We start from the raw sequence: 14380 nt of genomic DNA, 5'->3' as shown, positions 1-14380 counted from the left end.
GCGATCCCGTGGCGTCCCCCCGCCCCCGCTTCCGCCCTTCCTTCCGTCAGGCTCCCCCCACCTCTGACAGGAGAGTGCCGATGCCGGCCTCCACCTTCCTCCACCGCAGCCTCGCCCTGACCGCCGCCGCGCTCCTCGCGACCGCGGCGGCCGCGATCGCTCCCTCCGCCTTCGCCGTGCCCCGGGCCGCCGCCGATCCGGCGCCGGACACCGCCCTGCCCGCCCCCGGCGCCCCGGCGACCCCCCAGAGCGCCGAGCACCCCGAGGCCCCGGGCGCCGCGTACAAGGAGGCGCACGACACCCTCGGCCCGCAGTACCTCACCCCCGACCAGTGGAGACTGAGCGCCGCCAAGCAGGCGGAGGCGGAGGCGAGAGCGTACGAGAGGTCCTGGGGGCGGGCCTGGACCGGGACCCGGCCGGGGAGCACGCGCGCCGGCTTCAAACTGTCCGGCGGCCTCCACCAGCCGCAGCGCACTTCCTACTGGTGCGGCCCGGCCACCCTCGTGATCGCCCAGTCCGCCCACGACGGGGTCGCGGGCCGCTCGCAGCAGGACGCGGCCACCCTCCTGCGGACCACCACCAGCGGCACCGCCTGGTACGGCATCGACATCAACGTCGCGGCCCCGACCGGCTACCCGATGGCGGACGCGCTCAACCACCGGCTGCCCGGCGCCGGGTACGTCCCCAAGGCGCTGCCCTACACGCCGACCGCCACCGACAAGGCGAACTTCCGGCAGCACATCGCCTTCGACACCGACAACGACTACGCCGTCGCCGGCAACGCGTGGGAGGTGCCGGGCGGCCCCCACCTCGTCGGGCACCCGAACGTCGAGATCTTCCACTGGGTGGCGATCGACGGCTACGACACCGACACCGAGGCCGCCCAGGTCAACTACCTGGACCCGGTCGGCGGGGTGAGCACGAGCGTGATCTCGTGGGCCGGGACGGTGCCCAGGTCGGCGCGCATCTCCTCCGACACCCTCACCACCATCATGGGCGGCCGTGGGTACGTCTGGTAGGGGCCGCACGGCGCCTCCGGCCCTGCTGCTGGCGGGCCTCCTGTCGGCGGGCGTCCTGGTGACGGGATGCTCGCCGGCGGGGCCCGCCCCCGCCCCCGTACCGGATCGCGGACGGACCCCGTCCGCGCTTCCCCGGCCCACCGCTCCCCCGCCCGGGCGGCCGACGGCACGGGCGGCCGTTCCCGCCGCCGCCTGCGAGGTGGGGCTGCCCGCCGCCTGGCGCGCCGCCTTCGGCGCGGGCGAGCTGCGCGCCCCGGCCGCCGAGCGGGCGGTCCTCTCCGACGCCGGGCCGGGCTGGACCGCCGTCCAGCTCACCGGCGCCGGGCAGCGGCGCGCCGTCCTGGTCCGGCACAGCGCGGCGCCCCGCACCCTCCTCGCCTTCGCCGACCCCGTCGAACACCAGCTGCTCGCCGCCGACTTCGACGGCGTCCGGTGGGCGGCGTTCGCCGTCCTGGAGGGGCGGACCCTCGACAGCCCGTGGAGCCTGTACGTCTGGGACGCCGGCACCGGCAAGGCGAGGCGCGTGGCCCGCGCCGACCGCCCGGGCCCTCTTCCCCGGCCCGTCCTCCTCGGCGGCACGGTCCACTGGGCGCAGGGCGTGGGCGGCGGAAAGGCCACCGTGTACGCGGCCGCGGCGGCGGGCGGGGCCCCGCGCCCTCTGCGGACGGGCGTGCCGGACACGCCGTTCGCCGCCGGCGAGCTGCTGGTGTGGCGCGAGGCGGCCGGTTCCGGAACCCGGCTGGCCGCCGTCTCCCTGAAGGACGGCCGCCCGGCCGCCCTGCCCGCTCCCCTCGCCACGCTCCGCGACATCCGGTCCGTCGTCTCCGACGGCCGCACCTGGGCCTGGGTGGCGGGCGAGAGCGAGCCCCGGCTCATGGTGTGGCGCACGGGAGATCCGGAGCCGGTGGCCGTGGTGGGCGGGTCACCGGCCGTCGACGGCATGGACCAGCTCCGGATCGGCGGCCGCCTGGTCACCTGGCGCACCCCGGAGACCTCCTACGCACTGGACCTGGCCGCGGGCGCGTACGCACGGATCACTCCCGCGTACGGATACGCGCAGGCCGGGGGCGGCTCGCTGGCCGTCGCGTACACCGTGGGCGACGCCAAGGCGCGCGGCTCCCGGTCGGTGATCCAGGTGGTGGACGCCGGCCGGCTGCCGCCGCTGCCGGGCTGTGGCTGAGGGCCGCCACCGAGGTTTGACGGGGTCGCCGCCGCGCCAGAGATGGGACATGTCCACACACGTGTCCGAAGAGGTACGGGAAGCGCTCCACGAGGGCCGTCCCGTCGTCGCGCTCGAGTCCACGATCATCGCCCACGGCCTGCCGCGGCCGCGGAATCTCGCCGTGTCGCGGGAGTTGGAGGCGTTGGTGCGGGAGGGCGGAGCCGTGCCCGCCACCATCGCCGTGATCGACGGCGTGGCCCGAGTCGGCTTGGACGAGAAGGGGTTGACCCGGATCGCGGAGGACCCGGAGGTGCGGAAGCTGGGGCACCGCGATCTGGCGCCGGCCCTGGCGACCGGGGCGACCGGGGCGACGACCGTCTCCGGCACCGCCTGGCTGGCGCACTCCGCGGGCATACGCGTCTTCGCGACCGGCGGGCTCGGGGGCGTGCACCGGGAGTGGAGCGAGACGCAGGACGAGTCGGCCGATCTGCGGCTGCTCTCGCGGGTGGGGATCGCGGTGGTCTGCGCCGGCGTCAAGTCGATCCTCGACGTCCCTGCGACGCTCCAGCGTCTGGAGACCCTGGGCGTGACGGTCGTCGGGTACGGCACGGAGCACTTCCCCGGCTTCTATCTGGCCTCCTCGGGCGAGCCGGTGGACTGGACGCTGCGGACGCCGGGTGAGGTGGCGGGGGTGATACGGGCCCAGGACGCGCTGGGCGAGCCGTCCGCCGCGCTGATCGTGGCCCATCCGGTGCCGGTGGAGGACCAGTTGGATCCCGCCCTGCACGACCGGGTGCTGGCGGGGGGCCTCGCCGAGGCGCGGGCGAAGGGGATCACGGGGCAGGCGGTGACGCCGTTCCTGCTCGAGTACCTGACGGTGCACACGGGCGGGGCGTCCCTGGAGGCCAACCTCGCGGCCGTGCGCGGGAACGTCCGGCTGGCCTCCCGGATCGCGACGGCGTACGCCGAAGCGGGCGCGTGAGGGGCCTGCTGGTCGTCGGGGACGTGGTCACCGACGTGGTCGCCCGGCACGGTGCTCCCCTCGCGGCCGCGACCGACACGGCGGCCCGGATCCGCACGCTTCCGGGCGGGGCGGGCGCCAATGTCGCCTGCTGGGCGGCGCGCGCGGGCTGCGCGGACGTACGGCTGCTCGGGCGGGTCGGGACCGACGCGGCCGACTGGCACGAGCGGGCGCTGGTGTCGGCGGGTGTGCGCCCGCTGCTGGTCAGGGACGCGGAGGCCGCCACGGCCACGGTGATAGCGCTGGTCGACGCGAGCGCCGAGCGCACGTTCCTGACCGACAGCGGGGCGGCCCTGCGGCTGTCGCCCGACGACTGGTCGCCCGCCTTCCTCGACGGGGCCGCCCATCTCCATCTGTCCGGGTATCTCTTCTTCTCCGAGCCGAGCCGGGCGGCCGTGCGGCGGGCGCTGCGCGACGCGCGGGAGGCGGGGGTCACGGTGAGCGTGGACCCGGCGTCGGCGGGGTTCCTGGCGGAGCTGGGGACGGACCGCTTCCTGAGGGAGGCGGCGGGCGCGGACATGCTGTTCCCCAACGCCGACGAGGCCCGGCTGCTGACCGGGTGCCCCGGCCCGGCCGAGGCCGCGGTGGCGTTGAGCCGCGCCTTTCCGCTGGTGGCGGTCACGTCGGGCGCGCAGGGCGCTCTCGTCGCCGAGTCGGGGGCGGTGACGGCGCGGGTCGCGGCGCCGGCGGCGCGGCCGGTGGACTCCACGGGCGCGGGAGACGCCTTCACCGGGGCCTTCCTCGCGGCACGGCTCGCGGGCGCGGACGCGGCGAAGGCGGCGGAGGCCGGGTGCCGTGCGGGCGCCCGGGCGGTGGCCTCGGTGGGCGGACGCCCCGCGGGCCCCTGACCCCGTGGGGCGGCTGCGGCTCGGGAGCCGGGAACAGGCGTTCCCGGACACGGCTTATGCCGGGAGGCCCGTCCAGGCGGGGTGGCGCGGGTCGTCGGTGCGGACGACGACGTCGGCGGCGTCCGCGGGGCCCACCTCCTGCTCGTAGCGTGCGAAGGCGGGCAGGGTCCAGGGTTCCTCGGTGCGGCGCGCGAGGGCGGCCGCGGACAGGCGCAGGTGCACGGTCAGGTCGAAGGGGAACCAGTGCCCGAGCAAGAAGGGGCCGTGCAGCAGCAGTACCCCTCCGGGCGGCAGGGTGACGTAGGGGCTGCGGGTCGCCCGGTCGGTGGCCGGGTCCCACAGATCGGGGAGCACCCGTCCGCTGCCGCCGGCCTCCAGCGGCCCGAAGACCTCGCGCCACAGCGCTCCCGTGTCGAACCAGCCGCTGTAGTACGCGTCGGCGTCCCGCTTGCCGTATTCGTACCGCAGCGACGCCGGCCGCAGGAATCCGCCGGTGCCCACCACCAGCACGGAGCGGCCCCGCAACCGCAGCGCGGTGGCGATCGATGCGGCGGTGTCTCCGGTGGGCGCGGCGGGAGCGCCGTCGATGCCCACCGTGAGCCGGTCGCCACCGCCGCCGGGGGTGGTCCCGTCGAGGTGTTCGGCCAGAGCGTCGGCCAGCCGTTCCCAGGTGATCGGTTCCCATCGCACGGAGCTCATGGTGACGGTTCGTCCACCGCGGCCCGGCCCGCCACGACCGCGTCCGCCAGCGTCAGTTCCCCGGCCGCGAGGGCCCGGCAGGTCGCCAGGTCGGTCCGCAGGTGCGCGGCGGCGCCCTCCGCCGGGCCGTCGCCGTACTCCACGCCCCCGTCCTCCCCGGTCCGCACGTGGAACGGCCCCTCGTCGAGGGTCACCTGCACCACCCCCGCGCCCCGGTCCTGGAGGGCACTCAGCAGCGGGATCGCGAACCAGTGCGCCCGTACGGCGTCGGTCGGCCGCGGCTCGTCCAGTGCGGGGGCTCCCCACTCGGCCAGGGCCCGCAGGACCGGCAGCAAGGCGCTGCCCCGGTCGGTGAGTTCGTACACGTGGGCCGCGACGGGAGGCGGCAGACGGCGGCGGGTGACGATCCCGGCGCCCTCCATCTCCTTGAGGCGTCCGGCGAGCATGTCCGTACTGACGCCGGGGAGATCGGCGTGCAGATCGGTGTAGCGGCGCGGCCCCGCGAGGAGTTCACGGACGATCAGCAGCGTCCACCGGTCACCGACGGCGTCGAGGGCACGGGCGGCGGCGCAGTACTGGTCATAGCTTCGGCGACGTGGCATGCGACGCAGTCTAGACAAGTTGTTGGACTTTCCAAGCTCGAACTTGGTAAAACCAAGCATCAGCACTCTGGGGAGGTCGTCACATGGAGTTCCGGCAGTCGAGCAAGTTGAGCGAGGTCTGTTACGAGATCCGCGGACCGGTCATCGAGCACGCCAACGCCCTGGAGGAGGCGGGCCACAGCGTCCTGCGGCTCAACACCGGCAACCCGGCGCTCTTCGGCTTCGAGGCTCCGGAGGAGATCGTCCAGGACATGATCCGGATGCTCCCGAAGGCCCACGGCTACACCGATTCCCGCGGGATCCTCTCCGCCCGCCGCGCCGTCGCCCAGCGCTACCAGGCCCTCGGCCTGCCCGATGTCGACGTGGACGACGTCTTCCTCGGCAACGGCGTCTCGGAACTGGTCTCCATGGCCGTCCAGGCGCTCCTGGAGGACGGCGACGAGGTGCTGATCCCCGCCCCCGACTTCCCCCTGTGGACGGCGGTGACCACCCTCGCGGGCGGCAAGGCGGTGCACTACCTCTGCGACGAGTCGGCCGACTGGTACCCGGACCTCGACGACATGGCCGCGAAGATCACCGACCGCACCAAGGCGGTCGTGCTCATCAACCCCAACAACCCCACCGGCGCCGTGTATCCGCGCGAGATCGTCGAGGGCGTCCTCGACCTCGCCCGCCGCCACCAGCTGATGGTCTTCGCCGACGAGATCTACGACCAGATCGTCTACGACGACGCCGTCCACCACACCGCCGCCGCCCTCGCCCCCGACCTCGTCGTCCTCACCTTCTCCGGGCTCTCCAAGACGTACCGTGTCGCCGGCTTCCGCTCCGGCTGGCTGGTCGTCAGCGGCCCTCGGCAGCACGCGAAGAGCTACCTGGAGGGCCTGATGATGCTGGCCTCCATGCGGCTGTGCCCCAACGCCCCCGCGCAGTACGCCATCCAGGCCGCGCTCGGCGGACGGCAGTCGATCCGGGAGCTGACCGGCCCCGGCGGCAGGCTGCTCGAACAGCGCGACACGGCGTGGGAGAAGCTGAACGAGATCCCGGGGGTGTCCTGCGTGAAGCCGAAGGGCGCGCTCTACGCCTTCCCGCGTCTCGACCCGAAGGTGCACCGGATCCACGACGACGAGAAGTTCGTCCTCGACCTGCTGCTGCGCGAGAAGATCCAGGTCGTCCAGGGCACCGGCTTCAACTGGCCGCGTCCGGATCACTTCCGCATCCTGACCCTGCCGTACGCCGACGACCTGGACGCGGCGATCAGCCGCATCGGCCGCTTCCTGAGCGGCTACCGCCAGTAGGCGGCCGGAGCGGGGCCCGCGCCCGGAAACGGGAGCGGGTCCGAGGGCGTAGCCTGCCCCCGGACCCTGTCGATGCCGCTCACATCACACGCCGGCACGCTTGAGGACCCGGGTCAGTCGTCATTGCGTCGCGTCCTGCCATTGGACCACCGCCGATCGGAGCTCGGCGGACCAGATTCGAACTGGCATTTCGACGCACCAGGGCCCGGGCCCGGTCGATCCGGCGATGAGCGGCGCATGCTGAGTCTGGAGCAATAGTCTGAGTCTGATCACGGCCCTCGTCAGGAGGGCCGCGGATTCACGACAAGCCTCATCTTCAGCTTCGCGCTCCTCGCGCGCCCCGGCCGTGTTCTGTGGCCGGGGAGTCTGTGGTCCGTCCCGGCTACCCGAAGAGGTAGCCGAAGACGGCGTCGCCGACCCGCTGGTCGGTGACCTCGGCGCCGTTCGCCTCCTCGCGGGCGAACTTGACCGCCTGCTGGAGCTTCTCGACCCGCTCCAGGAGTTCGTTCACCCTGCGGGCCGGCAGCGCCCCGGAGAACTTCACCGTGCTCCAGTACCCGACCGGGATGTCCTCGTAGTACACCTCGACCTGCGCCGGGTGCTTCTCCGTCGCCTCCGCCTTGACGTGGTTGCGCGGGACCTTCTTCGTCCGGACAGTGCGGACGACCTCGGTCTTCCACGCGTCGGTCGACGGGTCCTGCACCCAGGACTCGGCGGCGTCCAGGACGGGCAGCTTGCGCACGAAGGTGTTGATGTCCGTCAGCTGCTTCTCCAGGAAGAGCAGGTACGCGACGGGCACCCGGCCCACCAGGACGCGCCCGTCGACCGTGATGTCGGCGCGCGCCTCGCAGTTGGCCCAGTCCTTGGTGGCGGTCACATCGAACAGCCGGGTGAGCGCCCGCGCGGTGTCGCGCAGCACGTCCTCCGCCTTCACCTGCACCAGCGTGGACTCCGGCGGAAGCTGCTCGCCCTCCTCGTCCTTCGCCTGGTACGTCCGGGAGATGCCGGCGAGCAGCGCGGGCTTCTGCAGCCCGTGGTGCGCCGCCGTCAGGTCCTGGTGCGCCCGGGACTTGACGCCCTTCTCCACTGCGATGATCTGATTGAGTTTCGTTGCCACGTCACGGACCCTAACCGTGCGACCGACTGCGAATCGAACGATTTATCAGGCCAGTTGAGCTTCCGAGGAGCGACTTGTCATGGAGACGGCCCTGATCGCCGTGGTCGGCACCCTGCCGGGCGTGGTGGCCACGCACTGCCGCTGAGGAGCCCGACATGGATCTGGTCGCCCCCGTCGTCGTCGAGCCCCTCAAGCGCCGGCGCTGCTCCGAGTGCCGACAGGGGCCGCTGCGACGGATGATCGTCGAATTCCACGCCCCGGTCTGCCTCGACTGCGCCGACCTCGGGCATCTGGTCTTCCTCGGGCGCGGTGACACGGCGCTCACCCGGCGGGCCCGCGAGGGCAGTGCGCTGTGGGCGGTGGTGGTACGGCACAACCGGCGCCGGACCCGGTACGAACGTCAGGGGCTGCTCGTCGAGGCGGACGCGCTGGCGCGGGCCGAGGAGGCCTGCCTGGCGGACGCGGAGGCGAGGGCGCGTCGGCGGGCGAGGGACGCGGTCCGGCGTGCGGAGCGGGACGCGCGGGTCACGGCGGAGCTGGAGGCCGAGATCCTGCGGCTGTTCCCGCGCTGCCCCGGGGAACGGGCCGCGGAGATCGCGGCCCACGCCTCGCAGAAGGGCAGCGGCCGGGTGGGGCGCACGGCGGCGGGGCGGGCGCTGGACCGGGACGCGGTCACGGCCGCGGTGCGGGCGTCCGTACGGCATGTCGACACCGCGTACGACGCGCTGCTCATGCGGGGCGTTCCCCGCCACCAGGCCCGGGCGAGGGTCGCGCCCGCCATCGAGGCGGTGCTCCGGGCCTGGCGTCGTGCGTGAGGGTTCAGGACCGTCCTACGGATCGTGGCGACAGTCCCTGTCCCCTCGGTCCGCCCGCCGGTGCGCCCGGGCCGGTCGGTCTGGCCGGGGGCCGGTCCGGCGGCCGGACCTGCCGGGCGCGGGGCGGTAAGTCTGTCCCGTCCTCAGACGTCCGTGCCCGCGCGGCGGGAGCGGCGGTAGAGCAGCGCGCCACCGAGCAGCAGGGCGGCGCTCGCCGGGGCGGCGTAACCGACCAGGTCCGAGCCCGTGCTGGCCAGCGAGACGGAGCTGGTCCGCGGCGCGGGGGCCGGGGCCGGCTCGTCGGTGTCCGTGCTGGGCAGCGGCGGAATGTTCCGGGGCTCCGTCGGCTTCGGCTCCACGCCCGGGCCCTCCGGATTCGAGGGGCCGTTGACCGAGGTGTTCCCGAAGGCCGGGTTGCCGATGCCGACGACGTTGACGGAGTTGCCGCTGACGTTCACCGGCAGGTCGACCGGCAGCTGGATGCCGTTGCCGGAGAGCACGCCGGGCGAGTTGGCGGCGACGCCCTCGGCCGTGGCTCCCCCGCCGTTGCCGCTGGACGCGCTGCCGCCGCGCGGGGTGGCGGGCAGGTCCTTGTGCTTCCCGCCCTCGCCGCCACGGTCGCTGGAGCCCTGGCCGCCGGTCGGGCCGTCGTGGTTCGCGCAGCTGTTGCCGAACGAGGGGTTGAGCAGTCCGACGACGTTGACGGTGTTGCCGCAGACGTTGACGGGGGCGTGCACCGGCAGCTGCACGGTGTTGCCGGAGACCGCGCCCGGCGAACCGACCGCGGCGCCCTGGGCACCGGAGTCGGCGTGCGCGGCGCCGGCGGAGAGCGCGAGCGCGCCACCCGTGACCATCAGTGTGGCCAGTCCACTACGGCGAATCTGCCTCATGGTTCCTGCCTTCCGGAGGTGTAGACGAGCATTCGCCCGTACCGCAATTAACGCGATTCCACCCCGCTCGGATCAGGCCGAAGGGCTCTTTCACTCCTTCGAGTGGGTATGACTCGAACGTTCGTGGGCAGCCTTCCTGGCCGCTTCCCCCTGTGCTTCTCCCTGACCTGCGGAGGGGGCCCGGGCCCACCTCGCCGGGTGCGGTCGGACCGGGCCGCCGGTGTGCCCGGCGTCACTGGCCCAGCAGGTCGGTCAAGGCGCCGACCGGGTCGGGGTCGGGGGTGCCGCGGGGCCACCAGTCCTCGCGGTCGGCGTCCGATTCGTAGCCGTACCAGAGCCCGTCCCGGCCGAAACGGAGCTGGAGGGAGCGCGTCGACAGGCGGTTCCGCCAGGGCCGGAAGGCGGGCTGGTCGGCGGCGAGCAGGGCGGGGCGGGCCCGGTCGAAGGGGCCGGCGGGCGGATCCCAGGGCTCCTCGAGGACCAGGAGGCCGGCGAGTCCGCCCTGGCGCCAGGCGGCGACCGCGCGCGCCAGGTCGGTGGGGGTCCGGTCGAGCGCGTACGCCAGGTCGCGGTAGAGCGCCCGGGTCGACGCGGTGAGCCCGGAGCCGGGGTGCGCGGCGGCGAGCCGGACGGCGTCCTGCCAGGGGGTGAGGGCGGCGACGGGGTCGTGGCCCGTCATCAGGAACGCGTGGGCGCGGACGGCGGCCTCCGAGGCGAGCAGGTCGAGCGCGAGGGGGTCGGGGGCGTCCGGGTCCGGCGGGTGGACGGGCGGGCGGCCCGGCTGTGCGGGGGCGGGCAGCGGCGGGGGCAGCGGCGGCAGCGGCCGGGGCACGGTGTCGTCGGCGGTCGGGGCGAGGACCGCGCGGGCGGGGACGGTCGCCAGGGCGGGCGCGGCGGCGCTGGTCTCGGCGGCGGAGCGGGCCGCGTTACGCCGGGTCAGGGCGGCGAGGATCTCCTGTTCGCCGCGGCCGCGCATCAGGAAGAGGACGAAGGGGTCCTCGTCGAGCAGGCGCGCTGCTTGGTAGCAGAGGGCGGCGGCGTGCTTGCAGGGGAAGCCGTCGTCGGGGCAGGAGCAGTCGGGGATCAGGTCGCCGGGGGCGGGCAGCAGTCCGGTGACGGCCTCCAGGGCGTGCGGGACGTCCTTGTCGAGCAGGGCGGCGATGTGGTCCGGCCGGGCGGCCGCCTTGTCGAGGAACCGCTCCCAGTCGTCGTCGCCGAGGGTGCGCAGCCGGATCTCCGAGCGGTACGGGCGGGGTCGGCTGCCGTGGACATAGGCGACGACCCGGCCCGGGGTGACCGTGATGGCGTCGACATGTCCGCGCCGCGCGTACGCCTGACCGCGGGCGAGGCGCGCCGCGTCGAGGGCGGTGTCCTCCAGGGCGTCCACCCAGGCGTTGCCCCACCAGGTGGCGGCGAACCGACCGTCCGGTGCCTCCCGGGGGGCGAGCTGGGGGAACGTACGGCGACGGTCGTCGTGGCGCGGGAGACCGGGGCGGCCGCCCGGGGCCGGACGGGGACTCATGACGGCCTCCTCAGCGAGACCAGGTCGGCCAGTTCACGGTCGGTCAGTTCGGTCAGGGCCGCCTCGCCGGAGCCGAGGACGGCGTCGGCGAGGGCCTGCTTGGCGCGGAGCATCTCGGCGATGCGGTCCTCGACGGTGCCTTCGGCGATGAGCCGGTGGACCTGGACCGGCTGGGTCTGTCCGATGCGGTACGCCCGGTCGGTGGCCTGCTCCTCGACCGCCGGGTTCCACCAGCGGTCGAAGTGGACGACATGACCGGCCCTGGTCAGGTTGAGTCCGGTGCCCGCGGCCTTCAGGGAGAGGAGGAAGACGGGCACCTCGCCGGACTGGAAGCGGTCGACCATCCGCTCGCGTTCGGCGACGGGCGTTCCGCCGTGCAGCAGCTGGGCCGGGATCGCGCGGGCGGCCAGGTGGTCGGCGAGGAGCCGGGCCATGGAGACGTACTGGGTGAAGACCAGGACGGAGCCGTCCTCGGTGAGGATCGTGTCGAGGAGTTCGTCGAGCAGGGCGAGCTTCCCCGACCGGCCGGCGAGCCGGGCCGTGCCGCCGCCCTTCGGGCTCTGCTCCTTGAGGTACTGCGCGGGGTGGTTGCAGATCTGCTTGAGGGAGGTGAGGAGCTTCATGACGAGTCCGCGGCGCGCGATCCCCTCGGCCTCCTCGATCCGGGCCATCGTCTCCCGTACCACCGCTTCGTAGAGCGAGGCCTGCTCGCGGGTGAGGGGAACGGGGTGGTCGGACTCGGTCTTGGGCGGCAGCTCGGGGACGATGCCCGGGTCGGACTTGCGGCGGCGCAGCAGGAAGGGCCGGACCAGCCGGGCGAGCCGCTCGACGGCCTCGTCGTTCTCGATCTCCTCGCTGTTCTCCACGGCGCGGGCGTGGCGGGAGCGGAAGGCCTTGAGGGGGCCGAGGAGTCCGGGGGTGGTCCAGTCGAGGAGGGCCCACAGCTCGGAGAGGTTGTTCTCCACGGGGGTGCCGGTGAGGGCGACCCTGGCCGGCGCGGGAATCGTGCGCAGGGCCTTGGCGGTCGCGGAGAACGGGTTCTTCACGTGCTGGGCCTCGTCGGCGACGACCATGCCCCAGTCGTGCTCGGCGAGATGGGCGGCGCTGGTACGCAGGGTGCCGTAGGTGGTGAGGACGAAGCCGCCGTCGACGCCGTCCAGGGAGCGGTCGGCGCCGTGGAAGCGGCGCACCGGCACCCCGGGGGCGAACCGCTCGACCTCCCGCTGCCAGTTGCCGAGCAGGGAGGCGGGACAGACGACGAGGGTGGGCGCGCGGCGGGCCCGGCGCAGGTGGAGGGCGATCAGGGTGACCGTCTTGCCGAGGCCCATGTCGTCGGCGAGGCACCCGCCGAGGCCGAGCGAGGTCATCAGGTCGAGCCAGGCCAGCCCCCGCAGCTGGTAGTCGCGCAGGGTGGCGTCGAGCCCCGGGGGCGGGTCGGCGGCCTCGGGGCCGGCGGCGAGCCGGTCCCGCAGGGTCGCGAGCGCGCCGACGGGGACCGCGGGGACGATCTCGCCGTCCACCTCCGCGGTGCCGCTGAGGGCGACGGCGAGGGCGTCGACGGGCTCCAGCAGACCGAGTTCCCTCTTGCGGGCCTTGCGGACGAGGTCGGGGTCGACGACGACCCACTGGTCGCGCAGGCGCACGATGGGCCGGTGGGATTCGGCGAGGGCGTCCATCTCGCGCTCGCTGAGCGGGTCGCCGTCCAGGGCGAGCTGCCAGTTGAAGCGGAGGAGTTCCTCGCTGTCGAAGAAGGCCGTGCCGTCGGTGGCGGAGCCGGGGGCGGACATCGCCGGCCGGACGACGGCGGCGGCGCTGAGCGAGCGGGCCAGCTCGCGGGGCCAGTGGACGGCGACGCCGGCGTCGGCGAGGCGGGCGGCCGCGGGGCCGAGGAGTTCGTACAGCTCGTCCTCGGTCAGCGCGAGCACGTCGGGCACGTCGCGCTCCAGGAGCCTGCCGAGCGGTGACCAGACGCGGGCCGCCCGGCGCACGGCGAGGAGGGCGTCGATCCGGGCGCGCGGGCCGAAGTGCTCGTCGCCCTCGCCCTCCCAGAGTGCGGCGGCGTCGATGACGAGGGTCGGGTCGGCAAGGCTGTGCACCTGGAGGAGGGCCGCTGCGGCGTGCCGTTCGTCGCCGCCTTCCTCGGCGATGTCGAACAGTTCGTACCCCGCGAGGTCGAGGCGGAGGGAGACGCGGACCCCGGCGTCCATGCCGGCCGCCGCCTCGGCCGCCCAGGCCCGCGCGCGGGGCAGGTGCTGGGGCTCGCGCGCGGCGAACGGCGCACCCGCCGCGTGGGCCGCGGCGGGGGTGCGGGGCAGGGTGTCGGCGACGGCGTCGAGGAAGGCCCGCACCAGCGCCTCGGGCTCGGGCACCCGGAGCGGGCCGCGGCCGGGGACGGGCACGGCGTGGGCTTCGTACGGCATGGCGGCGGCGACGGCCCGCAGATGGGCGATGTCGTCGGCGTCCAGCGGCCCCGCCCGCCAGGCGTCGAGGTCGTCGGCGGTCAGACCGGGCAGCAGCCGACCCCGCGCCGTGAGGTGCAGGGCGTGCAGGGCGGCGGCGCCCCAGCAGGCGGTGGCCGGGTGGACGCCCGGGTGCCGTCGGGCCGCGACCAGATGGGGCAGTGCCTCGGCGACGGGCAGGATGAGGGCGGGCACCGTGCGTCCGCGGGCACTGGCGCCGTGGCGGCGCACGACGGTGAGCGAGCCCGCCGGGGACGCCCCGGACGGCTCCGGGGCAGGGAGGTCGGGCAGGGCGCCGCCGTCGGGCGCCCAGAAGGCGACGCGGCCCTCGCGGGGCAGGGCGGCCGGGAGGAAGACGGCGGCGTACGTGTGCAGGGTGTGGGTCACGGCGCTGGTCACCTCCCGTTCCGGCTCGGATTCCGACTGGACTTCCGACCTTACGGGTGGGGTCTGACAACGACCTCCCCCGCCGCTTCGCCCGGGCGGCCCAACAGCGTGTGACAGCCGCTCCGACAGGGGGCATGGTGACGTGGAACAGGCTGCGGACCGGGTCTGCCGCCTTCGCCCGACAGACGAGGATCCGCCATGTCCGTTCACCGGCGTCTCGGCACCGCCGCCGGGGCCGCGCTCCTGACTCTCGCCGTCGCGGGCTGCTCCGGCCTCGGCCGCTCGGCGGTCGGGACGATCACGTACGAGACCCCGAACGAGGTCGTGGTCTCCGTGACGAGCCCCTCGGTCAAGGGCTGTCACCGGCTCGCGCCGGCCGGTGCGACGAGGATCGAGAACCGCTCGCTCGTCGACATCATCATGTACACGACGCCCCGCTGCCGGGGCGGGAACGGCGTCTACGTCGCCTCCCGCTCGGGCGACTCCATCGTCCCCGGCGCCCTGCCCTGGCGGAGCTACAGCCTCGTCCACTAGGCATGGCCCG

At 74.6% G+C, this 14380-nt stretch carries 13 protein-coding genes; 7 read left to right on the top strand and 6 right to left on the bottom strand.

The genetic code is table 11. The features are described from left to right. Window positions 1-80: 80 nt before the first annotated feature. Genes ACZ6RC_RS05050 through ACZ6RC_RS05035 form a run of 4 tightly spaced genes read left to right on the top strand, consistent with a single transcriptional unit; the run spans window position 81 to window position 4050 of the window. Complete coding sequence (locus ACZ6RC_RS05050; protein ID WP_469579340.1) at window positions 81-1019, top strand: cysteine peptidase family C39 domain-containing protein; 939 nt, start codon at window positions 81-83, stop codon at window positions 1017-1019. Further along, window positions 1003-2199, top strand: coding sequence for a hypothetical protein (locus ACZ6RC_RS05045; protein ID WP_469579338.1), 1197 nt, complete (start codon window positions 1003-1005; stop codon window positions 2197-2199). Before ACZ6RC_RS05050 ends, ACZ6RC_RS05045 begins: the two co-directional genes overlap by 17 nt. A gap of 49 nt (window positions 2200-2248) precedes the next feature. Then, window positions 2249-3163: a pseudouridine-5'-phosphate glycosidase gene (locus ACZ6RC_RS05040; RefSeq protein WP_469579336.1), complete on the top strand. Its 915-nt coding sequence runs from the start codon at window positions 2249-2251 to the stop codon at window positions 3161-3163. Further along, window positions 3160-4050, top strand: a complete 891-nt coding sequence (locus tag ACZ6RC_RS05035; protein ID WP_469579334.1) for a carbohydrate kinase family protein — start codon at window positions 3160-3162, stop codon at window positions 4048-4050. Before ACZ6RC_RS05040 ends, ACZ6RC_RS05035 begins: the two co-directional genes overlap by 4 nt. Window positions 4051-4104: 54 nt before the next feature. Here the strand turns inward: ACZ6RC_RS05035 and ACZ6RC_RS05030 are convergent, their stop codons facing one another. Continuing rightward, the gene (locus tag ACZ6RC_RS05030; protein WP_453615166.1) at window positions 4105-4740 is read right to left on the bottom strand and encodes a nucleoside/nucleotide kinase family protein; all 636 of its coding nucleotides are present in this window, start codon (window positions 4738-4740) and stop codon (window positions 4105-4107) included. Window positions 4741-4745: 5 nt separating this feature from the next. Next, the gene (locus tag ACZ6RC_RS05025) at window positions 4746-5351 is read right to left on the bottom strand and encodes a winged helix-turn-helix transcriptional regulator (protein ID WP_469579331.1); all 606 of its coding nucleotides are present in this window, start codon (window positions 5349-5351) and stop codon (window positions 4746-4748) included. An 83-nt stretch (window positions 5352-5434) separates the two neighbouring features. Between ACZ6RC_RS05025 and ACZ6RC_RS05020 the strand changes: the two genes are divergently transcribed. Beyond that, a complete protein-coding gene (locus ACZ6RC_RS05020) occupies window positions 5435-6646 on the top strand; it encodes a pyridoxal phosphate-dependent aminotransferase (RefSeq protein WP_391140621.1) in 1212 nt (403 codons plus the stop codon). A 382-nt stretch (window positions 6647-7028) separates the two neighbouring features. Here ACZ6RC_RS05020 and ACZ6RC_RS05015 read toward each other — a convergent pair whose 3' ends face one another. Then, entirely contained in the window at window positions 7029-7763 is a 735-nt protein-coding gene (locus ACZ6RC_RS05015; RefSeq protein ID WP_391140622.1) for a DUF7873 family protein, read from the bottom strand. A gap of 155 nt (window positions 7764-7918) precedes the next feature. Here ACZ6RC_RS05015 and ACZ6RC_RS05010 point away from each other — a divergent pair, with 155 nt between their 5' ends. After that, on the top strand, window positions 7919-8578 hold the full coding sequence (locus ACZ6RC_RS05010) for a DUF2293 domain-containing protein (protein WP_469579327.1): 660 nt from the start codon (window positions 7919-7921) through the stop codon (window positions 8576-8578). A gap of 143 nt (window positions 8579-8721) precedes the next feature. On the opposite strand, the gene ACZ6RC_RS05005 is transcribed toward ACZ6RC_RS05010, so the two are convergent. The 3 genes from ACZ6RC_RS05005 to ACZ6RC_RS04995 form a co-directional block, all read right to left on the bottom strand. Further along, complete coding sequence (locus ACZ6RC_RS05005) at window positions 8722-9468, bottom strand: chaplin (RefSeq protein WP_391140624.1); 747 nt, start codon at window positions 9466-9468, stop codon at window positions 8722-8724. A gap of 232 nt (window positions 9469-9700) precedes the next feature. Further along, window positions 9701-10990, bottom strand: coding sequence for an SWIM zinc finger family protein (locus tag ACZ6RC_RS05000; RefSeq protein WP_469579325.1), 1290 nt, complete (start codon window positions 10988-10990; stop codon window positions 9701-9703). Beyond that, window positions 10987-13836, bottom strand: a complete 2850-nt coding sequence (locus tag ACZ6RC_RS04995; protein ID WP_469579323.1) for a DEAD/DEAH box helicase — start codon at window positions 13834-13836, stop codon at window positions 10987-10989. The genes ACZ6RC_RS05000 and ACZ6RC_RS04995 overlap by 4 nt, the downstream gene beginning before the upstream one ends. Before the next feature lie 198 nt (window positions 13837-14034). Between ACZ6RC_RS04995 and ACZ6RC_RS04990 the strand changes: the two genes are divergently transcribed. Continuing rightward, window positions 14035-14370 carry a hypothetical protein gene (locus ACZ6RC_RS04990; protein WP_469579321.1) on the top strand — a complete coding sequence of 112 codons (336 nt, stop codon included), beginning with the start codon at window positions 14035-14037 and terminating at the stop codon, window positions 14368-14370. Window positions 14371-14380 lie beyond the last annotated feature (10 nt).

The sequence above is a fragment of the Streptomyces sp. NPDC048353 genome, assembly GCF_055587165.1.
Note: the sequence above shows the minus strand (reverse complement) of the source record. Positions and strands in the feature narration are given on the sequence as shown.